The organism is Maritalea sp., from assembly GCF_047634455.1.
Taxonomy (GTDB): Bacteria; Pseudomonadota; Alphaproteobacteria; order Rhizobiales; family Devosiaceae; genus Maritalea.
The window spans coordinates 25,153-47,101 of the sequence record NZ_JBLIAI010000018.1; the positions used below are offsets into that span (position 1 = coordinate 25,153).

General features: G+C 50.7%; 23 protein-coding genes. 11 read left to right on the forward strand and 12 right to left on the reverse strand.

The features are described from left to right. Positions 1 to 102 precede the first annotated feature (102 nt). A complete protein-coding gene (mnmA, locus tag ACJAZW_RS06910) occupies positions 103 to 1,245 on the reverse strand; it encodes a tRNA 2-thiouridine(34) synthase MnmA (protein WP_415156411.1) in 1,143 nt (380 codons plus the stop codon). A gap of 289 nt (positions 1,246 to 1,534) precedes the next feature. Between mnmA and ACJAZW_RS06915 the strand changes: the two genes are divergently transcribed. Together ACJAZW_RS06915 and ACJAZW_RS06920 are read left to right on the forward strand one after the other, a co-directional pair. Further along, complete coding sequence (locus tag ACJAZW_RS06915; protein WP_415156413.1) at positions 1,535 to 3,253, forward strand: flagellar hook-length control protein FliK; 1,719 nt, start codon at positions 1,535 to 1,537, stop codon at positions 3,251 to 3,253. 9 nt (positions 3,254 to 3,262) lie between these two features. After that, positions 3,263 to 3,925, forward strand: coding sequence for a flagellar hook assembly protein FlgD (locus ACJAZW_RS06920; RefSeq protein ID WP_415156414.1), 663 nt, complete (start codon positions 3,263 to 3,265; stop codon positions 3,923 to 3,925). 34 nt (positions 3,926 to 3,959) lie between these two features. Here ACJAZW_RS06920 and ACJAZW_RS06925 read toward each other — a convergent pair whose 3' ends face one another. Then, positions 3,960 to 4,820, reverse strand: coding sequence for a DMT family transporter (locus ACJAZW_RS06925; RefSeq protein WP_415156455.1), 861 nt, complete (start codon positions 4,818 to 4,820; stop codon positions 3,960 to 3,962). Between the two features lie 101 nt (positions 4,821 to 4,921). Here ACJAZW_RS06925 and ACJAZW_RS06930 point away from each other — a divergent pair, with 101 nt between their 5' ends. Then, positions 4,922 to 6,340, forward strand: coding sequence for a PLP-dependent aminotransferase family protein (locus tag ACJAZW_RS06930; RefSeq protein WP_415156416.1), 1,419 nt, complete (start codon positions 4,922 to 4,924; stop codon positions 6,338 to 6,340). Between the two features lie 268 nt (positions 6,341 to 6,608). Here ACJAZW_RS06930 and ACJAZW_RS06935 read toward each other — a convergent pair whose 3' ends face one another. The 8 genes from ACJAZW_RS06935 to ACJAZW_RS06970 form a co-directional block, all read right to left on the reverse strand. After that, positions 6,609 to 6,776, reverse strand: coding sequence for a hypothetical protein (locus ACJAZW_RS06935; RefSeq protein ID WP_415156418.1), 168 nt, complete (start codon positions 6,774 to 6,776; stop codon positions 6,609 to 6,611). Between the two features lie 148 nt (positions 6,777 to 6,924). Beyond that, a complete protein-coding gene (locus ACJAZW_RS06940) occupies positions 6,925 to 7,434 on the reverse strand; it encodes a hypothetical protein (RefSeq protein ID WP_415156420.1) in 510 nt (169 codons plus the stop codon). 5 nt (positions 7,435 to 7,439) lie between these two features. After that, on the reverse strand, positions 7,440 to 7,988 hold the full coding sequence (locus ACJAZW_RS06945) for a hypothetical protein (protein ID WP_415156422.1): 549 nt from the start codon (positions 7,986 to 7,988) through the stop codon (positions 7,440 to 7,442). 53 nt (positions 7,989 to 8,041) lie between these two features. Next, positions 8,042 to 8,380, reverse strand: a complete 339-nt coding sequence (locus tag ACJAZW_RS06950) for a hypothetical protein (protein ID WP_415156424.1) — start codon at positions 8,378 to 8,380, stop codon at positions 8,042 to 8,044. 303 nt (positions 8,381 to 8,683) lie between these two features. Beyond that, positions 8,684 to 9,349, reverse strand: coding sequence for a transposase (locus ACJAZW_RS06955; protein ID WP_415156426.1), 666 nt, complete (start codon positions 9,347 to 9,349; stop codon positions 8,684 to 8,686). 104 nt (positions 9,350 to 9,453) lie between these two features. Continuing rightward, positions 9,454 to 9,780, reverse strand: a complete 327-nt coding sequence (locus ACJAZW_RS06960) for a hypothetical protein (protein WP_415156428.1) — start codon at positions 9,778 to 9,780, stop codon at positions 9,454 to 9,456. Then, a complete protein-coding gene (locus tag ACJAZW_RS06965; RefSeq protein ID WP_415156430.1) occupies positions 9,777 to 10,529 on the reverse strand; it encodes a hypothetical protein in 753 nt (250 codons plus the stop codon). Before ACJAZW_RS06965 ends, ACJAZW_RS06960 begins: the two co-directional genes overlap by 4 nt. A 108-nt stretch (positions 10,530 to 10,637) precedes the next feature. Next, a complete protein-coding gene (locus ACJAZW_RS06970; protein WP_415156432.1) occupies positions 10,638 to 11,126 on the reverse strand; it encodes a toxin-activating lysine-acyltransferase in 489 nt (162 codons plus the stop codon). A 289-nt stretch (positions 11,127 to 11,415) separates the two neighbouring features. On the opposite strand from ACJAZW_RS06970, the gene ACJAZW_RS06975 reads away from it, so the two are divergent. The 8 genes from ACJAZW_RS06975 to ACJAZW_RS07010 all read left to right on the forward strand — a co-directional run bounded on the left by ACJAZW_RS06975 (position 11,416) and on the right by ACJAZW_RS07010 (position 19,548). Next, the gene (locus tag ACJAZW_RS06975) at positions 11,416 to 11,694 is read left to right on the forward strand and encodes a DUF1153 domain-containing protein (RefSeq protein WP_269394777.1); all 279 of its coding nucleotides are present in this window, start codon (positions 11,416 to 11,418) and stop codon (positions 11,692 to 11,694) included. Between the two features lie 171 nt (positions 11,695 to 11,865). After that, positions 11,866 to 13,512 (forward strand): flagellar basal-body MS-ring/collar protein FliF, encoded by a 1,647-nt coding sequence (gene fliF / locus ACJAZW_RS06980; RefSeq protein ID WP_415156435.1) that lies wholly within the window; start codon positions 11,866 to 11,868, stop codon positions 13,510 to 13,512. A gap of 3 nt (positions 13,513 to 13,515) precedes the next feature. Further along, complete coding sequence (gene fliG / locus ACJAZW_RS06985) at positions 13,516 to 14,577, forward strand: flagellar motor switch protein FliG (protein WP_415156437.1); 1,062 nt, start codon at positions 13,516 to 13,518, stop codon at positions 14,575 to 14,577. Then, positions 14,577 to 15,263: a hypothetical protein gene (locus tag ACJAZW_RS06990; protein WP_415156439.1), complete on the forward strand. Its 687-nt coding sequence runs from the start codon at positions 14,577 to 14,579 to the stop codon at positions 15,261 to 15,263. The genes fliG and ACJAZW_RS06990 overlap by 1 nt, the downstream gene beginning before the upstream one ends. After that, positions 15,260 to 15,622 carry a flagellar motor switch protein FliN gene (fliN, locus tag ACJAZW_RS06995; protein WP_415156441.1) on the forward strand — a complete coding sequence of 121 codons (363 nt, stop codon included), beginning with the start codon at positions 15,260 to 15,262 and terminating at the stop codon, positions 15,620 to 15,622. Before ACJAZW_RS06990 ends, fliN begins: the two co-directional genes overlap by 4 nt. 33 nt (positions 15,623 to 15,655) lie before the next feature. After that, positions 15,656 to 17,029: a sigma-54-dependent transcriptional regulator gene (locus ACJAZW_RS07000; protein ID WP_415156443.1), complete on the forward strand. Its 1,374-nt coding sequence runs from the start codon at positions 15,656 to 15,658 to the stop codon at positions 17,027 to 17,029. Between the two features lie 17 nt (positions 17,030 to 17,046). After that, the gene (gene flhA, locus ACJAZW_RS07005; protein ID WP_415156445.1) at positions 17,047 to 19,185 is read left to right on the forward strand and encodes a flagellar biosynthesis protein FlhA; all 2,139 of its coding nucleotides are present in this window, start codon (positions 17,047 to 17,049) and stop codon (positions 19,183 to 19,185) included. After that, positions 19,186 to 19,548: a GFA family protein gene (locus ACJAZW_RS07010; protein ID WP_415156447.1), complete on the forward strand. Its 363-nt coding sequence runs from the start codon at positions 19,186 to 19,188 to the stop codon at positions 19,546 to 19,548. It begins immediately after the preceding gene. On the opposite strand, the gene ACJAZW_RS07015 is transcribed toward ACJAZW_RS07010, so the two are convergent. Together ACJAZW_RS07015 and ACJAZW_RS07020 are read right to left on the reverse strand one after the other, a co-directional pair. Beyond that, positions 19,545 to 20,231 (reverse strand): formylglycine-generating enzyme family protein, encoded by a 687-nt coding sequence (locus ACJAZW_RS07015; RefSeq protein WP_415156449.1) that lies wholly within the window; start codon positions 20,229 to 20,231, stop codon positions 19,545 to 19,547. The genes ACJAZW_RS07010 and ACJAZW_RS07015 overlap by 4 nt on opposite strands. A gap of 7 nt (positions 20,232 to 20,238) precedes the next feature. Then, positions 20,239 to 21,636, reverse strand: coding sequence for an L-serine ammonia-lyase (locus ACJAZW_RS07020; RefSeq protein WP_415156451.1), 1,398 nt, complete (start codon positions 21,634 to 21,636; stop codon positions 20,239 to 20,241). Between the last annotated feature and the right edge of the window lie 313 nt (positions 21,637 to 21,949).

Below are 21,949 nucleotides of genomic sequence, written 5' to 3' on the forward strand. Positions count from 1 at the left end.
GGTTCGACAAGCTCACCATGAGGGGGCGAAAATCATCTCCCTCCCCTTGATGGGGAGGGATTAAGGGTGGGGTGACGCCTCACAAATCGGTCAAGGTCGGCGTCAAGCCGCCTTGGCACTCACCGCTTCAGTGATCCAACCACCACCAAGCACTTCACTGTTCTCGCTATCGTCAGCATAAAACACACAAGCTTGCCCCGGAGAAACGCCATGTTCACCGCCGATGAGTTCAACTTCCACGATGCCATCAACAACGCTAAGGCGTGCCGGTTGCGGGGGGCGGGTTGAGCGTACTTTGGCTTCAATTTCGATCGGGCCGTCGCGTTCAATATCCGCAAGCGATTTTGCACCGAGCCAATTGACTTGCTTTAGCCGAACAGACCGCGTCGCCAACGCCGCATATGGCCCAACGATGACGCGTTTTGCGTCTGGGTCCAGCTTGACCACGTAAAGTGGATCAGGTGCTGAAATGCCCAAGCCTTTACGTTGGCCAATCGTGTAATGAATGATGCCCTTATGCTCGCCAAGCACGCGCCCATCCATATGAACGATCTCGCCGCTGCCAATTGCCTCAGGCCGAAGCTTCGCGATGATTTGCGCATAATTGCCGTTCGGCACGAAACAAATATCTTGGCTATCGCTTTTCTCTGCAACCACAAGGCCCATGTCACGCGCAATATCGCGCACGGCATCCTTCGTCATGCCGCCCAGGGGAAAGCGCAAAAAGTCCAATTGCTCTTGATCTGTTGCGAACAGGAAATAGCTTTGATCGCGGGCATGATCATTTGGCCGATACATGCCCCAGCGACCATCCTTTTCAAGCGACTGGATATAGTGCCCCGTCACCAAAACATCTGCACCAAGCTCTTTGGAGACACGCATCAGATCGACAAATTTGACGGTTTGATTGCACTTTACGCAAGGGATTGGTGTTTCGCCGCGCACATAGCTGTCGGCAAAGTCCTCAATCACAGCTTCGCGAAAACGGCTTTCATAATCCAACACATAATGCGGAATGCCGATCGCCGCAGCAACGCGCCGCGCATCGTGAATATCTTGACCCGCGCAGCACGCACCCTTGCGGTGCATCGCTTCGCCATGATCATAAAGTTGGAGGGTAACGCCAAGGGTTTCATATCCCTCTTGCGCCATAAGGCCAGCAACAACCGAGCTGTCTACGCCGCCCGACATCGCAACAACAACGCGCGTGTCCTCTGGGCGCTTATTAAGTCCAAGCGAATTCATTTTTTCTCCATCCAAATTGGGGTTAAGGGCCAACGGATGGACGCGATCTAACAATTTTGGCAGCAAATAACAATAGTTTTCGGCAACCTTGTCACCAGCTCAGATCGGCATTTTCTGCCGTTCACCTCGCAATATTTTCCGTGCAACAACAATCCGGACACAAATTTGTTGGTCACGAAACAAGCAACACTTTGATTTTGCTACAACTATTATTCCGCCAAAACTTGGCCCACTACTTGCATCAATGTGGGTGGACACATGTCAAAAGTTCGATGAGTGGGTATTAAACGTGCAAATTGGTTTATCAGCAGCGGCGAGTTTTCCAGGCTTTGAATTGGCAGGCGAAATCACGACTGACGCGGGAACTGTCAATTCAGGCCAACCTAGCGAGGGTGGAACCGGATTTGAAGCCCTGTTGGCGGCGTTGGTTGCAGGCAATGCAAACGGTCAAAACGAACTCAATATTGAAAAGTTGAAATCGGGCGATGTCACGCCTGAAACCCAGGACATTGTTGACGCACTGGCAGGCATGGCCGACGCTCTGGTGCCGCTGGCCAACGCTTTTGACAAACTGCAAATCCCAACGACAGAGCAATTGGACGTAGCACGCGACGCGTTGGGTAAACTTGTTGAGACCATCAACGCGCACCCAAACCGACCCGAACTCGCGATCAAGGGTCCAATCGGCGCATTTGCAGCCCAACTATCTGAGTTGCGCCAAGCAGGCCTTGATACAGGCAAAAAGGGCGTCAGTGACTTTGCCAAAGTTGGCAATTTAATGGAGCGGCTTGAAAACATCCTGACCCAAATGGGCGGAACTGCACCAGGCGGCGGACAAAATCCGAATGGTGAAAAAGCGTCACTAAACATAAACCAGATGATTGATCGCCTCAATCAATTGGCTGATAAATTACCGACCCTGCCTGCCCAAGTTGCAGCTCAACTAAAAGCGCAAGCGCAGTTGGAGGGTAAGCCGAAGCCATTTGGCAACTCAATTTTTGAAGCCCAAGCAAATCCAGCTCAGCGACAAGCGTTTTCGACCTCCGGTCAATCACCACTGAACGCAAATCCCACTTTAAGTCCAGCTTCACCAGAAGCGGTAAATGGTGCACCTGAAAAAACTGCACCGCTTGCTCTTGACCCAAATAGCACTGCTGCACGCGCCAATGCACAGCCACAAGCAACTGCTGAAGCGCCCAAGCCAACACCTGACGGTGCCAAACCTGACATATTGGCGCAATTGGCCAATTTGGGGCAACAGCAAAATGCTGATCCAAAAAGAGCGAACAGCGCGCAGGTCCCAACTGGCTTCGCCGATGCTATTTCTGCTCAAACACCTGAATTACCCGCTGCTCGAATGACATTTGGGCAGGCCACGCGCGAAGCCAACTTACAAGCTGCGGCAGCCTATCCAGAATTGCAAAAACCCGCATTGGTCGCTACAGCGACCGCTCCTTTGCCGACTGAATTGGACGGCGTGGAAACCGGCACCGAAAGACTGTTGGGACAGCAAAAAATAGAAACATTCCAGCAACAAACCAACCTGATTGACGCCGCCAAAAGCCAAACGGCCGGGCGGCAGGTCAATATCCCCGGCGTCGCATTTGAAATTGTGCGCCAATTCCGTGCCGGTATACAACGTTTTGAGGTGCGCTTAGACCCAGCAGAATTGGGCCGTATTGATGTGCGCATGGAAATCGAAGGCAACAACGTAACCGCGCGGATGGTGGTGGAACGTGCTGAAACCCTTGACTTATTGCAGCGCGACGCGCGGGTGCTGGAGCGTGCATTGCAGCAAGCTGGGTTGAACGCTGATCGCGCAAACTTGCAGTTTTCATTGAAACAAGACGGACAAAATTCAAGCCCGCAATTCGAAAATCAAGGCCAAGATCAGAATAATTCACGTTCGGCAGGTACTGAACCAAATCCGGACGAACAAGCCCCATTGAGTGAAACCACCGTCTATCGCGGCACCGCCGGACCCGGCGGCCTCAATGTGTGGGCCTAGGAGTAAAATATGGATATTACCCCAGCAAGCGGCATCGGCGCCACGAAGTCGGACCTCACCAGTTCGCGCAAGACCATTGCGGAGAATTTTGACACGTTTTTGAGCATTCTAACCACCCAGCTCAAAAATCAAAACCCGATGGACCCCCTTGACACCAATCAATTCACTTCGCAAATGGTCGAATTTACCGGCGTTGAACAACAACTCAAAACCAACGAATATCTGGAAGCCTTGATCAAAGCCAACGAGGGCTCATTTGCCTCACAAGCTGTGTCCTATATTGGCAAAGCGGTTACCGCATTTGGTGATGAAGCGCAAATGAAAGACGGCAACGCAGAATGGACTTACGGCCTGACCAGCGACGCGCCTGAAAGCAAAATCACCATCAAGAACGCTGCCGGTGCTGTCGTGTTCACTGAAGAAAAAGCGTTAACCCAAGGCGAAAGCACTTACACCTGGGATGGCAAAGACAAGGACGGATCGTTGCTGCCTGAAGGACAATATAGTCTTGATATTGAAGCGAAGAACACTGACGGTAAGATTATTGACAATTACACAATGACCAAAGGCATTGTGGATACCGTCGACTTTGCGGGCGAAGAACCTATCCTGACCATCAATGGAAATAAGGTCAAATTGTCTTCCGTGGCAAAGGTTGGACTGGCGAGTTAAAATTGCTCCGGAACGTGCCTGAGTACATAGTTGCTTAACCAAATCGCTTAGCGCCAGCAACACAGGCGACCACAAGAACGCTTGCAGCGATCATCGGCCAACCAACATATTCTTGCGCCACAGTTGCGGCCAACATCAGCCCCATGAACGGTTGTAACAATTGCAATTGTCCAACGGCAGCCACCCCACCTTGCGCCAACCCGCGATACCAAAATACGAACCCGGTAAGCATGCTGAACAATGAGACATAGCCGAGCGCGACCCACTGGCCTATATCTACTTGCACAAACGATTTAGGCATGCCGATAAGTGCGAACGGCACCATCACAGGCAGCGAGATAACCAGCGCCCAGCATATTACCTGCCAACCGCCAAGCTTGCGCGATAGCGCGCCGCCTTCCGCATAGCCTAAGCCACACACAACAATCGCGCCCAGCATCAATATATCGCCCAACCACGAACCGGGACCACCTTGCGCCAATGCGAACCCAGCAACGACTAAGCTGCCCACAATAGAAAACAACCAAAACGCAGATTTCGGGTTTTCACCACCACGAACCACCGCAAAAGTCGCGGTCGCAAGCGGCAACAAGCCTATAAAAACAATGGAGCGGGCAGAATTGATGTGTTGCAGCGCCAATGCGGTGAGCAAAGGAAACCCAACCACTACGCCACCCGCCACCATCAAGAGCTTGCCAACATCATTTCGATCTGGACGGCCAACCTTAAAGCCCCACAGCAAAAGCAGCGCACAAAGGCCCGCAATTGATGCCCGTGCAAAAGTCAAAAAGACCGGATCAAACGCTCCGACGGCAATTTTGGTCGCAGGCAATGACGCGCTGAATATTACAACCCCGAGAAAACCATAACCATACCCTTCACCGATAAAACGCATCATGTACTCCTTTGTCCGCAAATTGCGCATTTCCAACTTGCCGCGCAAGCGACACTTCAATACAATTTGACAAAAGTGTATTGATGACAAAAGCGGTACAAATGATACAAAATCGACAAGAAGATACCAAAGAGACCACATCTTTGGTGGCGCAAGTGATGGACGCAGTGCAAAAGCGGATATCCAGCCGAAGCGCGTTGCCGGGTAGCAGGGTCGCTTCCATTCGCGATATGGCGAACAGAATGGGTGTATCAAAATCAACGGTGGTGGACGCCTATGATCGGCTAACCGCAGATGGCATTATCATTTCAAAGCCCGGCTCAGGTTTTTATGTGGCCGCACAGGCCAGACCTTTTTCCATTGCCGATGTTGGGCCGAAACTGGACCAGGACATTGATCCCCTATGGCTAACCAGGAATGCGTTGCAATCTCAAGATGTTAAATTCAAACCGGGCTGTGGCTGGTTGCCATCCCATTGGATGCCCAAAGATGACATTAAAAGGGCGCTACGTTCCCTCGCCCGGCACGAGCATGCGGATTTGACAGATTATGCACCGCCAAACGGCTTGCCTCAGTTAAGGCAATTCCTGTCGCGTCGATTGGCGAATTTTGAGATCAGCGCAGCTGAGCACCAAATCCTGCTCACCGAATCGGGCACTCAGGCGCTGGATTTGGTTTGCCGATACTTCCTCAATCCGGGCGATACGGTGCTGATTGACGACCCGTGCTATTTCAACTTTCATTCGTTGCTGCGTGTGCATCGGGTCAATATTGTCAGTGTACCCTATACGCACTCGGGACCAGACTTGGTGCAATTTGAACAGGTATTGGCGCAGCATAAGCCAAAACTCTATATCACCAATTCTGCCCTACATAATCCAACTGGTGCGTCGCTTGCTCCCCACGTTGCCCACCGGGTGCTTAAGCTGGCGGAGCAACACAAACTACTTATCGTTGAGGACGACATTTTCGCCGATTTCGAACCCCAGCCTTCAACCCGCCTAGCGGCGTTTGATGGCTTGGATCGTGTTATACATATAGGCAGTTTTTCCAAAACCCTTACCGCCTCAATACGGTGCGGCTATATCGCAGCGCGTGCGGATTGGGTTGAAGAGCTTATCGATCTAAAACTTGCCACATCATTTGGCGGTGGCAATCTCTCTGCACAATTGGTGCTTTCAGTTTTAAAAGACGGTTCCTATCGCAAGCATATGAACCGGGTTCACGCCCAACTGGCCAACGCCATGACATCTGTTTGTGCAAATCTAAAAAAGATCGGGTTAGAACCTTGGCTTGAACCAAATGCGGGCATGTTTTTATGGTGCAAATTGCCTACGGGTCTGGACGCAACAAAAGTCGCTGCTACCGGATTGGAAGCCGGCGTGGTACTTGCGCCCGGCAATGCCTTTAGCCTGTCGCATTCTGCGACCGAATATATGCGGTTCAACGTCGCGCAAACCAATAACGCCGCAATTTATCCGCTTATTGAACAGGCAATATCGCGTTCAACGGAAGTTTGATGTCTTGGGAGTGAAGCAAATCGAAACGGCTGCCCAATGGGAAATGGCTTCAACTATTTTGTAAACTGTCACCGTAATTCCAACTTGTTCATGTGCCACAGTTGCGGCCAAAATCACAATTTCGTATTTTGTCACCGCAATTCAAACTGTCACCGTAATTCCACGAACTTTCATTAAAATGATATCACATTTAGAAATGCATTGAACCTCTTCCGAGTATTACCTATTGCGCAGTTACGCCCACGAATATCTGCTTACAGCATATGCATCAATCATACTCGCATGACCGGACATAATCGCCATCTTCATTCGGTACGTAGATTTCCTTGCATTCCGGGTCAACGCCCCACCATAAGAGCTTGTCGACCTCAGGATTTCGGGCGCAACCGCCCAAGGTTGCAGTTAATATGAGCGACAATACGATTATTTTCTTCATGACAATGTCTCCATCTCGCTTCACTATTTGGTCAAATTTTGGCAACTAAAGTATGTCAGCTCATCGAATAGTAGACACCAAAACGCAACAGCAGCAACCCGTACAGATGTACCGGTCGTCGGCTCTTGCGAGCTGCCAAATGCCATTCTCAAAAATAGGTGAATGAGATATAGCCGATCATGGCGGCCAGCCCCAAAACGAGGCCAATGACGAGAAGAGGGGCAACAAGCCCGGCGATGAGGCCCATATTTTCCAGCCAAGTAAGGGGGGATTTCGCAATGTGGCTCTCGGCTTCATTCAGCATAATATCCGGCTGCGCGTCATCCGCCAAACGTCCCTTGCCGTCAATCGGGTTTTTCACATGAGGCCGTAAATTGGATACAAGTGTCGCCAACAGGGCAAGCCCTGCAAGGGTGAAAAGGGAGGTGCCGAGCATGCCAATATGCGTTCCGTCGCGAAACAGGACCACGCCCCAGAAAGCCATCACCAACAGCCCAACCGTGCCAAGCATGCCGATGCTGGCCATCGGGATGATCTCAACCTTGTTGCCACAGTGCTCACATTCAAAAGTGGTGACACTGTTATAGATCTGCATATGACGAATGACCGGCTTCAAGGCTGATTCAGCGCATTTCCCGCATTTGCGAATCTCGTTCACGATGTTCACATCAAACCGATCTTGCATTGTTCACGAATGGCAGCGACTCCATCTTCAGCGCCCTTCGTCGGCAGGGTAAAAACCGGTTCTCCGTCGGGATTAAGGAGTTGAATTGTATCGGCAGCCGCCATGACGTTCAGTGTTGAATACTGCGCCGGAAAAATGCCAAGCCAGGCTTGATCGCGCGGGCCGCCATCATAATAGTGCGCTGAAATGCTTTCCTCATATATGCCGCCACCCGGAAGTGCGAAAAACAGCCACAGTTTTGCGTTCATATCGCCTTGCGCGAACAGGTTTGGCAAAGACGGCACAAACAGCCTAAAATACACCTGCTTGTAAAACATCTGGCTGTCGTCACGCGTGTCGCAGGATAATTCCAGCCGATATTCAGGGGCATCAATCCAGACTTTGGCGTAATCCAACCCTGCATCGGTTGTGCCGATCAATATCTGCCATTCGTCCGGTGATGTGAGTTCGGAATACGCCAGAATAGGTGTAGAGCTTACCAACAAGGCAAGCAAACCAACCGTAAAGTTTATTGTATTAGTCATCATTCAAGTCATGTATCCCGGATACTGATAGGTATCTTTTTCCAAAACACGAACCATTACTTTTTAAGTGTGCAAACAAGCTGGTCAAAGTAACGTCGACCCGAATCATACTTGATCGTGTTCAATGATACACTTCCTCCATTTACATAAGAATTTGTAACATCTCTACGGACATAATCTGCAGCGTAAACGCTCCAGCCACAGGCAAGGTCGGGCCTGAGATAGTAGGCGCAGTCACTTCTCGGCGCATCGGCAACGCACTCTGCCATGGTTGTCCACACAGTAAAGTTGGCGCCCTTTATGGCCATGTCCAATTCGGTTGCAGAACCAGGTGTCGCCGAAATTAGGCCGATGGTAAGTGCCGACGTGATCATTGCTAATCGTGACTTGTTCATTGAATCTTCCTTCATAAAGCGCTGACTATGATGCCTTGCTCCCACAAGGACTATTCATTCGGCCTCGATTGTGGTCAATTCAGTACGAAACGCAATTGGTACAGATGTAGGGGTCTGCTCCGGCTGGGGACGAAATCCTACGCTAATGGAATTTAAAATTACGAATTACGAAAATTACGGTAAATTACGTAAATTACGGTGACAGTTTACTTAATTCTTCGATTACGGTGACAGTTTATGGTTACAAATTAGGGTTACGGGGTTACGGTGGGTTACGGTGACAGTTAGGGTTACGGTGACAGTTTACTTAATTATTGGCTTCGGCCCACGTTTTTGTGGAAGTAGTGATCGTTTTGTACGGTGCTCCAATTCCTTTATCCAGTCATTTGAACCCAATGGGCGGCCGCTGGTTTCCGAGCTGCGCAATGGCGAGTAATCGTATTCTCCTTCAGGGACCAGATCGACAAAATGTGAGAATTCTCCATACCTCTCGAGTACCGGCTTGACCGTAACGACCCCGTCAGTTTTCCCAATAATGTGCGCCAGCACGCTTGACCACTTCCAGTTTTGCGCTTTTTGAACCAGCTTTGCGCGAACCGGATTGAGCGAAACATACCGAACAGCGTTCGCCAAATGCTCTTCATCCATCACCACCGAACCAAACCGACCTTGCCAGAGGTGACCGGTAACTTTCAACCGCGCGTTAACATAGCCGGTGTAGCGGCGGTGGGCATCGGCAAACATCCTTCGCAATCCATCCACATCTGATGGAATGACAATAAAGTGCACGTGATTAGGCATCAAACAGTAACACCAAATCTCACAGCCGCTCTTTTTTGCCGCAGCAGAGATTAGCTCCAAATAGTAGGCGTAGTCTGCCTCTTCAAAAAATGTAGGCTGTCGCCTGTTTCCGCGCTGCGTAACATGATGCGGCAACCCAGGAACAACCAATCTTGCTAGTCTCGCCAATGTTCATTCCCCTTTAAATTGATGACCTTCCCGTAATCGTATCCCAACCTAGAATTAAGTAAACTGTCACCGTAATTGAAACGGCTGCCCAATGGGAAATGGCTTCAACTATTTTGTAAACTGTCACCGTAATTGCAAACACCACCCCCAGTTACCCAGCCCGCTGTGATGTCGCCAGCTCCGTTTACTTCATCTGCGAAAACTGAAGGATTATCCGTGCCACGATAGGAAACAACCGTGCCATATTCAGTGTCATAGGAGACTGCGTAGAAGCCCGCTTCTTGCGCTTCGGCGTCACCCTTATCTTGATCAATTGTCGCAGTTCCAAGGCTAGCGTTTTCGCCGCCGAGACCATCGATGCCAGCGCCATAACCTCGATTGTAAGAATCCATCGCTAGAATAGCGAGAAATAGATCTTTTGAGACTGTCATTTTTTCTTCCTCACAAATTCTAATCCGGTCAACCCTAACGGCGCACCCTTTGAAGTGAACCCACCATGCAAATATCCGCCTTCAAGCTGCTCTAACCACCCCAAAACGCCCCCAATTCGGCCTTCCGTGACTGGTTCGTCGGTTATTTCTAGAGTGATGGATTTGAACCGATAGCCCTGGCCAAAGCTGGCCGCTAGTTTGCTTGGATTAACGCGCTTAACGCTTGCTGGATTTTTGATATCGTCAAAGGTGACCAGCATAGGGAAACGATCCCAAGGTACATTCACGACCTCACGCATGGATGGCATTTCTGCAAGCCATTTGCCGCGATTTTTTGGATTGGAGAAACTTTCGGGAGATGACCGATAATAAAGTTCAGAGAAACTTTCTTCCAGCAGCACAAACAAATAGCGACCCGGCGCGATCTCCATCGTCACTGCCTCGCCACGTAAGCCATAGAAAACCTCATTGCCCATTGAATCTGGTCCAACATATCTGGACTTAACTTCAATAACGGACAAAGCGGACTTCACCCCATCGGGTGTTTCCACCGTCAGCGACATTTTTTGATGCCAGTCACGACGTTGGTCACAACCCGACAAAAGAAAAATTGCCAGCAAAGCAGCAAGCGCTGGCAACCAAGATGTTCGCATAGAATGCGACATGCACATAAAGGCTGATTTCACATAACTCGCCCGCTCAAAAATCTGAACAGAGTTGGCCATAACTTCAATTTGTCTCATCGGCATGGTGCCACCATAAATATTGTTTTCAGTATTCAGACAGAGGTGGCGACCAGGTTTCAGCCGCCGTTTCTGCCGCTTAAAGTAGTTGTTTGATTCCGTGGATGAACCTAATTATGCGTCTTCGGTTTTCGCCACAGGTGCGGCGCCCATTTTTTTCAATGTGTCAGGATCAACCAAACGCGTGATCAGCGGATGAATGCGCAAATCGCCTTCTTTGATTACTTGTTTGAAGTTCGCAATTACCGAGGTGGTCAGCTTTTGGTTCGGCGCAATAACGTCAAACAACCAATTGATGGAACCTGAATTCCATTCATCAGCCCCTAACCGCACAGGAAACACACCAGCTTTGATCTGCTCGCGGATTTTTGCGTCGACTTCTTCAGAAACCGAAGCCCAAATCGCCACGCCTGAAAGTGCTTCCAAAGAGGGCGTTTCACCGTCTTCTGACTTCTTAGCATTTGAAGCAATGGCAACCCGATCCCGCACCAGCGGTTCCAAAAGCACATGGTTCAAATCAAGCAAAGACAGGCTGCGATATCTTGGCAATGCCATCATCGCGAGCGCAACTTTATCGAACGTCTCGTGCACTTTGGTGCGCACTTCAGAAAACCACGCAATGTCTTGCTAGCGAATAGCCGCATTCTGATTGCACCCCCAAATACCAAACTTTACATATTCTAAAAACATCAATCATCATCTTAGTTCGAGCATAAACAGTAGTGAGGACCTTTGACAACCAAAGCCAGGCAAAGCACACCCAACTCCCCTTCTCCTCACCAGACTCTTAACAAACACCCTTAACCAATTCTAACCATTGGCTTAGTCAAATTTTAAGGCTGGTGCGCTAGGTTAAGACAATAATTGGTCAGGTTTTTGAGTAGTGAGTAAAATGACCGCACAGATGCGTCCACGAGTAAAATACGTCATAGGTCCAGATGGCAGCCCTTTAACGATTGCTGATCTGCCGCCTACAAATACCCGAAGATGGGTGATCCGCCGCAAGGCAGAGGTCGTCGCAGCTGTTCGTGGAGGATTGTTGAGCCTGGAAGAGGCTTGTACAAGGTACACGTTAAGCGTAGACGAGTTTTTAAACTGGCAAGCCGCTATTGATAAGCACGGTTTAGCCGGCTTGCGCACAACATGGGTTCAACATTACCGCGACCATTAAGTCGCTGAACCTTCATCATTTTTGCAAACTGCATGAAAAGTCCGCCATTTTGGTGGGCTTTTTTGTGTGCGGCAATTTTTTCCCCACTATTTTCCCTTTTTGAGCCAATGATTAACACTATGTTTACCACCTCCTAGGTAATTTTTGCCTAGCGGGAAATTTTTCCGCAATTTGTTGGAAATCAATTTTGAGTTGGGTGGACGAGTGAACGGATTTGGCGAGTTTCTGGCGCGATTGGGCATAGCCCGGGTTGCTGCCATGGCCGTGACAGCGGTTTTGATGGTTGGATTCTTTGGGTTTCTGATTTTCAGGGTCACCTCTCCACAAATGGCACCTGTTTATTCAGGGCTTGAATTTGAAGATTCGGCGGCAATCGTAAAAGAGTTACGCACCATGGGCGTTCCGTTCGAAATTAAAGGCGACGGCGAAAGCATTTTGGTGCCGCGCGATCAGATCACAACCATTAGGATGAGCTTGGCTGAAAGTGGTTTGCCCAACAAAGGCCAAGTCGGTTACGAAATCTTTGACCAACAAAACACGCTTGGTGCCACAAGCTTTGTGCAAAACCTCAACCATTTGCGCGCCCTTGAAGGCGAATTGGCCCGCACAATATCTTCCCTCACCCGGGTAAAGTCAGCTCGCGTGCACTTGGTTCTGCCCGAACGTGAACTATTCCGCCGCGAAGCCAAACAACCTTCAGCCTCAATTGTCTTAGAAGTGCGCGGCGTACTTTCAGCGGGCGAAATTCGCGCTGTTCAGCATCTGGTCGCCTCTGCCGTCGACAGTCTTTCTCCCAACATGGTTTCAATTGTAAATAGCGCGGGCCAACTGTTGGCAACTGGAACCGACGGTCAAGAAAGCGCCCTCGCAACCATTGGCGAAGAGCGGACATTGGCCATAGAAAGCCGTTTGCGCAACCGACTGGAAGAACTGCTCGCAAACGTTGTTGGTGCCGGACGCGCGCGGGTACAGGTCAGCGCCGAGTTGGACATGAACCGATTGACCCGCACTTCGGAGAATTTCGACCCGAACGGTCAGGTTATTCGTTCAGCGCAAACCCGCGATTTGAGCAACAATTCACAAGGTGCGGCGAATGGCGGGCAAGTCAGTGTCGCCAACGAATTGCCCGGCGCCTCTGCCAACCAAGGCGACAGCTCTGGCGCCACCGAGCAATCCGCCACCACCGAAGAAACCATCAATTACGAAATTTCAAAAACCACCCAGACCGAAGTCATCGAAGCGGGCGCAATCAAACGCCTTTCAGTTGCGGTTGTGGTTGATGGGCTTTACATAAACAACGCGGCTGGCGTCCCCGAATATACCGCCCGTTCAACTGCCGAAATTGAGCAAATTCGCGCACTGGTTAGTTCCGCAATCGGCTACGACCTCAGCCGGGGCGATCAACTCGAAGTGCTCAACATGAAGTTCGCTGAGCGCCCCGAGCTCAGCTTTGAACCATCTGAATCCAGCCTGTTTGATTTCACCCGCGACGACATGTTCGCAGCAATCGAAATGGCCGTCACCTTGCTGATCGGTCTAGCGCTTGTGTTCTTCGTCATGCGCCCATTGGTGAAAAAGGTCCTAGAGCCTGATGAAACCCCGATGCTGGTCACCGCACAAGAAGCCGTTGACGCATCCGGCAAGCATGTTGATGGACCTGGATCGCTCGAGGAAGAAGCAAGAGAAGCATGGCTTGATGATGCCCGCAGCTTAGGAAAAGCGCAAGTCGAAGCCATAGAACGCGTTGGCACGCTGGTTCAGGAAAATCCAAAACAGGCGTCCATGATTATCCGTAATTGGCTTATGGAGGCGGCGTAAACCATGGCCAATGAACTTGCAAAGCAGGGCGTAAGCAACCAACTCGAAGTTGGAGACAGCGCTAAAGAACGCGAGCTTCAAGGTGACGAGCGCGCTGCGGTGATCTTGATGGCGCTGGGGCCAGCCTATGGCAAACCGATTTTTGAGGAGCTTGACGATATCGAAATTCGTCAGCTGTCACGCGCCATGTCCAACATGGGTTCAGTAACCCAGGACATGCTCGACCAAGTTTTTGCACAATTCGTAATGGGGGTCACCTCCAATGGTGATTTGAACGGCGGCGCGGATTCCACAGAGCGTTTGTTGCTCTCATTCTTATCCAAAGACCGGGTGGAAATGATCATGGAAGAAATTCGTGGCCCCGCCGGACGCAACATTTGGGAAAAACTGTCAAACGTCCAAGAAGACATTTTGGCGAGTTTTCTAAAGAACGAATATCCACAAACCATTTCAGTTGTCATGACAAAACTGGCCACCGACCATGCCTCACGCGTGTTGGCCTCCTTGCCAGAAGAATTGTCGATGGATGTGGTTCAGCGCATGCTGGCCATTGAACCCGTGCAAAAAGAAATCGTTGAAAAAATCGAAGACACTTTGCGCAAGGAATTCATGTCAACCCTGTCGCACACAAGACGGCGCGATAGTCACGAACAGATGGCGGACATTTTCAACTCTTTTGATCGTCAAACTGAGGCACGTTTTCTTACAAATCTCGAGGAACGAGACGTTGAAGCAGCCGAACGCATCAAAGCGTTGATGTTTACATTCGATGATTTGGGCAATCTGGACGGCACCGCCATTCAAACGGTATTGCAGACTATCGAAAAACCAATGCTTACATTGGGCCTTAAAGGTGCTTCAGAAGAAACAAGAGAACTGTTCCTCAAAAACATGTCTGCCCGTGCGGCCAAGATGATGAAAGACGATATGGAGGCGATGGGGCCTGTCCGTTTGAAAGATGTGGATGAAGCCCAGTCATCTATGGTGAACCTTGCAAAAGACCTTGCCGCCAAAGGTGAAATCGTGATCACCAAAAACGGCTCCGACGAAGAAATGATTGGTTAATGACCCAACCGGCTAAGTTCACATTTGATTTAGACCTCGCGCAATCAACGCGCAAGACAAAGCTTATGGAAGAAAAAGACATTGATCTGCTTATCTCCCAGGCACACGAACAAGGCTACAATGAAGGATTGGAAACCGGGCAGCAATCCGTGCTGAGCAAGACCAACCAACAGATTGCCGCTGCGGTCGAAATGCTTGCAAATCGTAGCAAAGACTTTTTGCAAACCCTAGATCATGCACAACAGCACCATTTAACACAGTCCACCAAACTAGCGACAACAGTGGGACATAAGCTTGCGGCTCACTTGATCGAACATAACCCAACACCCGAAATTTCCGCATTGTTGGAAGACTGCCTTTCCTCACTTGGCCGCACCGCGCACTTGGTCATTAGATGCAACGATCAACTTTCAGACAAAATTCAGCCGATCGCAAAAGAGTTCGCTCACCAAGCCGGATTTGACGGCCGGCTAATTGTTATGGGCGAACCAGATTTTGCCTTGGGTGATTGCCGGATTGAATGGTCCGATGGCGGCCTAGCGCGAAATTTTGAAAACCTAGCCCAAGAAATCGACGAAAAAATCGCACAATTTGTGCGCCATAAAACGCCGCCAACTGCGCCGCTGGAAAATGACCCAGAAATGGACGCACCGGCAACAGCAATTGACCCCGAGGAAGCCCAATGAGTGACACAGACGATCCCACAGTAGAAGCTCCAAATGATGGCCTGGCGTCCATGTTGGACGGTCTCGAAGAAATGGAAGCCGAGCAAAAGCCCGCGCGAAAAGCAAGCGCCGAAAAAACCGCCGACGACCTTGAAGCCGTTTTCGACGTACCGGTACGAATTTCCGCCGTTCTTGGCCGCACGAAGATGGCGGTTTCCGACCTGTTAGAAATGGATGCAGGCTCGGTTGTGGAACTTGACCGACAGGTGGGAGAAGCGATCGATATCTATGTAAATCAACGCCTTGTGGCCCGCGGCGAAATCGTGCTTGTGGAAGACAAGCTTGGCATCACAATGACAGAAATTATTAAGGCTGGCTAAGCCTTCACAAAATAAGCCAGCAAGGAAAATCACATGCGTTTAATGATTATCGGTGCGTTAGAAGGTCAACTCAGTCAAGCCACTAAACTGGCCATGGACGGGGGCGCAAAAGTTGCGCATGCTGATAATATCGAAGTGGCATTAGCCAGCCTGCGCGCTGGTCGCGGAGCCGATTTGCTGCTTGCCGATGTCATGGCCGATATTCCAGGACTTTTGGCAGCACTTGAAGCCGAGCGCATCCATATTCCGGTCGTGGCCTGCGGAACTGAAAGCAACGCAGCCGCAGCCGTAAACGCTATTCGTGCTGGCGCAAAAGAATATATTCCGCTGCCACCCGATGCAGAACTGATCGCCGCCATCATTTCAGCCGTGGCCCGAGAATCAAGCGACTTCCTTTATCGCGATCCTATCATGGCAAAACTGGTCAAACTGGCTGACCAGATCGCCCCATCTGAGGCCAGCGTCTTGATCACTGGTGAAAGCGGTTCGGGTAAGGAAGTTGTCGCCAAATATGTGCATGCGCGGTCCAAACGAGCATCCAGGCCCTTCATATCCATCAACTGCGCGGCCATCCCCGACAATTTGCTGGAAAGCGAGCTGTTTGGCCATGAAAAAGGTGCGTTTACCGGCGCAGTGGCACGTCGGATCGGTAAATTCGAAGAGGCCAATGGCGGCACATTGCTGCTGGACGAGATTTCAGAGATGGATATTCGCTTGCAAGCCAAATTGCTGCGCGCCATCCAGGAAAGAATTATTGATCGGGTGGGCGGCACCAAACCTGTTCCAGTGGACATCCGCATTCTCGCCACATCCAACCGCGACCTTGATGAGAGCGTCAGAAACGGTCAATTTCGCGAAGATTTGATGTTCCGCCTGAACGTGGTCAATCTCAAAATTCCTGCGCTGCGCGAACGTCCCGGTGACATTTTAGCCCTTGCAGAACATTTCATCAAAAAATACGCAAAAGCCAATGGCGTGCCTGAACGTCCCTTGGCCGACGATGCACGGGTTCAACTGGTACAAGCACATTGGCCCGGCAATGTTCGCGAATTGGAAAACACACTGCACCGCGCGGTCTTGTTGGCCACAGGCGATGAGATTGACGCGGCAGCCATCAGTTTGCCAGACGGCTCTGGCCTTGGCGCAGCACCACAAGCCAACAATATTGTGGCACAGGCTGCCAGTACCGCTGATGCCATTTCACGCGCGATGGTGGGGCGCACAGTTGCCGACGTCGAGAAAGAACTGATTCTGGATACGCTGGGCCATTGTTTGGGCAATCGCACCCATGCATCCAACATATTGGGCATTTCAATCCGCACCTTGCGTAACAAATTGAACCAATATGCAGATAACGGTGAACAGATACCCGCACCCGGTGAAAACCGCTCGTCAGGTGCAGCGTGAAAAGCGACAGTACATAGATGAGTGACACATCCCAAGTTCCAAGCCCCAAAACTACTGGCGCTACATCTGCATTCCCATCATTTGGTTCAGTGTTGGACATCCTACGGCAAGGCGATATCGCCCTAGCCATTGGCGTCGTTTCAATCCTGTTCGTTTTAATCATGCCGATGCCTGCGATCGTGCTGGATATGCTATTGGCAATTTCCATCGTGTTCTCAGTGTTGATTTTGATGACCACCTTGTTCATCCGCACACCGCTGGAATTCTCCGCATTTCCAACCGTTTTGTTGATTGCTGCCATGATGCGTTTGGCGCTCAATCTGGCATCAACCCGGTTAATTTTGGCCAATGGGCATTTGGGCACAGATGCGGCTGGCAACGTCATCGAGGCCTTTGGTAATTTCGTTATGCAGGGCAACTTTGTGATCGGGATCATTGTTTTTGCCATCCTGATCATTGTGAACTTTGTCGTTATCACCAAAGGTTCTGGCCGGATTGCGGAGGTCGCTGCACGCTTCACCCTTGATGCGATGCCGGGCAAGCAGATGGCCATCGACGCCGACCTGTCAGCGGGCATGATCGACGAAGAAACCGCCCGCACCCGCCGGAAAACCCTTGAAGATGAAAGCTCGTTTTTTGGGGCTATGGACGGTGCGTCCAAATTCGTACGTGGTGACGCAATCGCGGGCTTGTTGATCACATTCATCAACATTGCTGCGGGCATCATTATCGGCGTCGGGCAAAAACAAATGCCAATCGGCGACGCGGCCAACAACTACACATTGCTCACAGTGGGCGATGGATTGGTGTCGCAAATTCCCGCTTTGATCGTTTCCACAGCGGCCGGCCTGTTGGTCTCAAAAGCTGGTGTTACGGGCTCTGCCAACCAAGCACTAGCCGAACAATTTTCTGGATATCCGCGCGCCTTGGGCATGACCGCTGCGGTGATGGGCATTATGGCTTTAATGCCGGGCATGCCGATTATACCGTTTCTCAGCCTTGCTGCTGGTGCGGGTTATTTGGCCTACAAATTCTCAACAGACAAAGCCAAAGTCGCTGACGAAAAGTTGGCGACAAAAGTTGCTGAAAAAATCGCTAAAGACGCACCTAATAAAGAGCCACCCATTACCGATTCGCTCAAAATGGATGAGCTCAAACTTGAGCTTGGCTATGGTTTACTTTCACTGGTCAAAGAAGATGACCAAGGCAATGATCGTCTCACCGAGCAAATTAAGGCGCTGCGGCGCCAGTTGGCCACCGATATGGGCATCATCATGCCGTCAGTGCGCATCTTGGATAACATGCAATTGCAACCCAATGACTATGTGGTGCGCATCAAGGAAGTTGAAGCAGGCCAAGGCAATGTGTACCCCGACCAGTATATGGTGATGGACTCAATGGGCGGACAAATTGACCTGCCCGGCCAACACACAATTGAACCGACATTTGGCTTGCCCGCCACATGGGTAGATGCTGGCCTTCGCGACGAAGCCGAAGTGAAGGGGTATACAATTGTTGACCCATCATCGGTGATTTCAACACACCTCACCGAAGTCCTCAAAACCAATATTTCTGATCTTTTGAGCTATGCAAACGTTCAAGAACTGTTGAACAACTTACCCAAAGAACAGCAAAAACTGGTCGACGACATGGTGCCAAACATGGTGTCAGTTTCTTCCATTCAACGCGTGTTGCAAAGCCTGCTTTCCGAACGCATTTCGATCCGAGATCTTGCATCTATTCTTGAAGGCATCGCCGAAGTGGCAGGCAATTTGACGTCTGCCAAGCTGATCGCCGAGCATGTGCGTTCGCGCCTTGCCCGCCAATTATGCGCCGCCAACTCATCGCCTGATGGCACACTGCCCATCCTGACCCTATCACCAGAATGGGAGCGCGATTTCTCCGAGGCCCTGCACGGCGAAGGCGCTGAACGTCACCTTGCCATGGCGCCATCGCGCTTGCATGAATTCATTCAAGAAATTCAATCCGGGTTTGAAAGCGCGGCACAAATGGGCGAATTGCCCGTGTTGATCACCTCCCCGCCAATTCGCCCCCACGTGCGCGCCATTGTTGAACGTTTCCGCCCACAAACAGTGGTGATGAGCCAAAACGAAATCCACCCGCGCGCCCGCCTTAAAACCATCGGGAGTATATAAATGACCATCAAAGGCAAGTGCCATTGCGGCGAAATAAGCTATGAGTTTCGCGACACCCCCCAATTCACAGTCCGGTGCAACTGCTCGATCTGCCGCCGCCTGGGTACCTTGTGGATTTATACCGACGCTGCAAATATCACCATCAACGCCAATGATGAAAACAGTTTGAGCTACAGCCACGCCGACAAGGAATTGGACTTCCGCACGTGTAAAACTTGCGGCACATCCATTCTATGGCAATCCGCCACCACACCCGGCAAGGGCCGCACAGCGCTAAACCTGAATATGGCTGAGCTTGAAGTGATTAAGACGATCCCAATTCGCCATTTTGACGGCGCTGACACTTGGAAATTTTTGGACTAGACGTTCCGCGCCAAACGAAATCCAACATCATCAATGCCATATGTTGGGTGGCTGCGCCGTCGGTTGGTGGCCAAGCAGCCTCGCTCTGGGTCGTTCCAGCCACCACCGCGAAACACGCGATAGGTGCCATAAATCTCGGCGTCGTAGATGTCGAAACACCATTCCCAGACGTTGCCCAGCATATCATGCAGGCCATATGCGTTAGGTTGTTTCAGACCAACAGGGTGTGTTTCGCCGCCCGAATTTTCTTTGTACCAGGCCACATCACCCACTTCGCCATAACGCGGTTTCTCTTGCCCACCTAGAGCGGCAAACTGCCATTCTCCGTCTGATGGCAAGCGATAGCCATTGGCATTTTGGTTGATCAAAACATCATCTGGATTTGCACCCACTGTGTAAGTGCGTCCCAACCCCGCTGCATCCGATAAGGCATTGCAAAATCCAATTGCGTCATACCACGACACATTTTCGACCGGGCGATCATCACCAAAAAAAGTTGCTGGGTTTTTACCCATAATCGATGCGTAGGATTTTTGTGTCACTTGAAATTTCGATAGGCGGAAAGGCGCAAGTTCGAGCTGCCAGTGGCGTTTCACCCGATCGTCACGCAGTGCGACGACGCCACCTTCAATGCGAACTATATCCGCATCGATCAATTCAATTAGTTGACTATGTTTCATCATCGTTCAATCAGCAAGCGGCGTGATTAACACTTAAGCCGCCCAATGATGTTTCTTTGTAGCGGCTGTCCATATCTCTGCCCGTTTCGTACATGGTTTTGATACAGGCATCGAGCGGCACAATATGATCCCCATCACCATTCAAAGCCAGTGACGCGGCAGCAATGGCTTTGATGGCCCCCATGCCGTTGCGCTCTATGCATGGCACTTGCACCAAGCCCGCAATCGGATCGCAGGTCATGCCCAAATGATGTTCCAACGCGATTTCGGCAGCATTTTCCACTTGCTCGTTGGAACCGCCCAGAACCGCACAAAACGCGCTGGCCGCCATGGCCGATGCTGAACCAATTTCGCCCTGACAGCCCACTTCAGCACCAGAAATCGACGCATTATGTTTGATCAAACCGCCAATCGCTGCACCAACCAAAAGCATGTCCATCGCCTTGGCAATGGTGGCACCCGGCACATGGTTTAGATAATATTTGATCACCGCGGGGAACACACCCGCCGCGCCATTTGTCGGTGATGTCACCACTTGCCCGCCCGCAGCGTTTTCTTCGTTCACCGCCATCGCATAGAGCGAAATCCAATCATTTGCTGCATGGGGCATTTGCTGATTGGACTTACGTTGTTCAATCAGTTTTTCATGCACATTTGCCGCGCGCCGCCGCACCTTCAAGCCACCGGGCAAAATCCCCGTTCCCGCCAAACCGCGTTCCACGCAATCATCCATCACCACCCAAAGTTTCTTAAGTCCGATCTCAAGATCTGTTTCGCTCATCCGTGTGAGTTCGTTTGCGCGTTTCATTTCAGCAATGGTTTTGCCGCTCTTTTTGCCCATTTCCAGCATTTCTTTTGCGCTATGAAACGGAAACGGAATGGCAATCGCTTCGATCTTCATTTTGAGCTTATCGACATTCTTATGCTCTTCGCGCGTCAGCACAAAACCACCGCCGATAGAGAGGTAGGTTTCTTGAAACCTTACGTCGCCGTCTGGACCGATCAGCGAAAGAACCATTGTGTTTGGATGCGGTATCTCGATGGTGTCATAGTCAAAAATGATACCGGTTTCTGGGTCCAAGCCAACCGTAAAGCCGTCACAGATTTCAGCGCTTTTGCCGATGCGCAATTTGACCATTTTGTCTTCGGCATCTTCGCGATCAAATGTCTCGGGCGAAAAACCGATTAACCCAAACAAAACTGCTTGATCTGTGGCGTGCCCCTTGCCCGTAAACGCCAATGATCCCTGCAATTTACATTGCACGATGCACGCGTCACCACGGTCAAATCGGCCGTTGTTTTTTGCTAGATGTTCCGCAAATCGATTGGCGGAGACCATTGGTCCCATAGTGTGCGAAGACGAAGGTCCAATCGAGACCTTGAATATTTCAAATACGCTGACAAACATGCGCTATCCCTTTGTTGCGAAGCCGCGCACCTCTTTTGGGTTCGCTTCCTCCACATGTCGTTATTGGGGTCTATGCCCCCGATCTAACAACAGGATTAACGGTGAATAGGATGAAGTGCAAAGAAATAACTACACTCTCCTATTCAACTTTTGTTTCAGCCGGTTTGAACTAAGCAAAGAAACCGTAATAGGTAAACAGCAGCCCAATGGCAACGCAAAACCCAAACATGACGTTGATCAACCCGGCCCGATTAACGAACGCGTCCGCCACGCTTTGCCCAACCTTTGCTGGCAGCACCAGCAAGGAGACCCC

Excerpts from the sequence above, each read along its gene's own strand:
- mnmA (WP_415156411.1), bottom strand. The coding sequence starts at position 1,245 with ATGAATTCGCTTGGACTTAATAAGCGCCCAGAGGACACGCGCGTTGTT.
- ACJAZW_RS06920 (WP_415156414.1), top strand. The coding sequence starts at position 3,263 with ATGGATATTACCCCAGCAAGCGGCATCGGCGCCACGAAGTCGGACCTC.
- ACJAZW_RS06925 (WP_415156455.1), bottom strand. The coding sequence starts at position 4,820 with ATGCGTTTTATCGGTGAAGGGTATGGTTATGGTTTTCTCGGGGTTGTA.
- ACJAZW_RS06930 (WP_415156416.1), top strand. The coding sequence starts at position 4,922 with ATGATACAAAATCGACAAGAAGATACCAAAGAGACCACATCTTTGGTG.
- ACJAZW_RS06935 (WP_415156418.1), bottom strand. The coding sequence starts at position 6,776 with ATGAAGAAAATAATCGTATTGTCGCTCATATTAACTGCAACCTTGGGC.
- ACJAZW_RS06945 (WP_415156422.1), bottom strand. The coding sequence starts at position 7,988 with ATGATGACTAATACAATAAACTTTACGGTTGGTTTGCTTGCCTTGTTG.
- ACJAZW_RS06950 (WP_415156424.1), bottom strand. The coding sequence starts at position 8,380 with ATGAACAAGTCACGATTAGCAATGATCACGTCGGCACTTACCATCGGC.
- ACJAZW_RS06960 (WP_415156428.1), bottom strand. The coding sequence starts at position 9,780 with ATGACAGTCTCAAAAGATCTATTTCTCGCTATTCTAGCGATGGATTCT.
- ACJAZW_RS06965 (WP_415156430.1), bottom strand. The coding sequence starts at position 10,529 with ATGCCGATGAGACAAATTGAAGTTATGGCCAACTCTGTTCAGATTTTT.
- ACJAZW_RS06975 (WP_269394777.1), top strand. The coding sequence starts at position 11,416 with ATGACCGCACAGATGCGTCCACGAGTAAAATACGTCATAGGTCCAGAT.
- fliG (WP_415156437.1), top strand. The coding sequence starts at position 13,516 with ATGGCCAATGAACTTGCAAAGCAGGGCGTAAGCAACCAACTCGAAGTT.
- ACJAZW_RS06990 (WP_415156439.1), top strand. The coding sequence starts at position 14,577 with ATGACCCAACCGGCTAAGTTCACATTTGATTTAGACCTCGCGCAATCA.
- fliN (WP_415156441.1), top strand. The coding sequence starts at position 15,260 with ATGAGTGACACAGACGATCCCACAGTAGAAGCTCCAAATGATGGCCTG.
- ACJAZW_RS07000 (WP_415156443.1), top strand. The coding sequence starts at position 15,656 with ATGCGTTTAATGATTATCGGTGCGTTAGAAGGTCAACTCAGTCAAGCC.
- flhA (WP_415156445.1), top strand. The coding sequence starts at position 17,047 with ATGAGTGACACATCCCAAGTTCCAAGCCCCAAAACTACTGGCGCTACA.
- ACJAZW_RS07010 (WP_415156447.1), top strand. The coding sequence starts at position 19,186 with ATGACCATCAAAGGCAAGTGCCATTGCGGCGAAATAAGCTATGAGTTT.
- ACJAZW_RS07015 (WP_415156449.1), bottom strand. The coding sequence starts at position 20,231 with ATGATGAAACATAGTCAACTAATTGAATTGATCGATGCGGATATAGTT.
- ACJAZW_RS07020 (WP_415156451.1), bottom strand. The coding sequence starts at position 21,636 with ATGTTTGTCAGCGTATTTGAAATATTCAAGGTCTCGATTGGACCTTCG.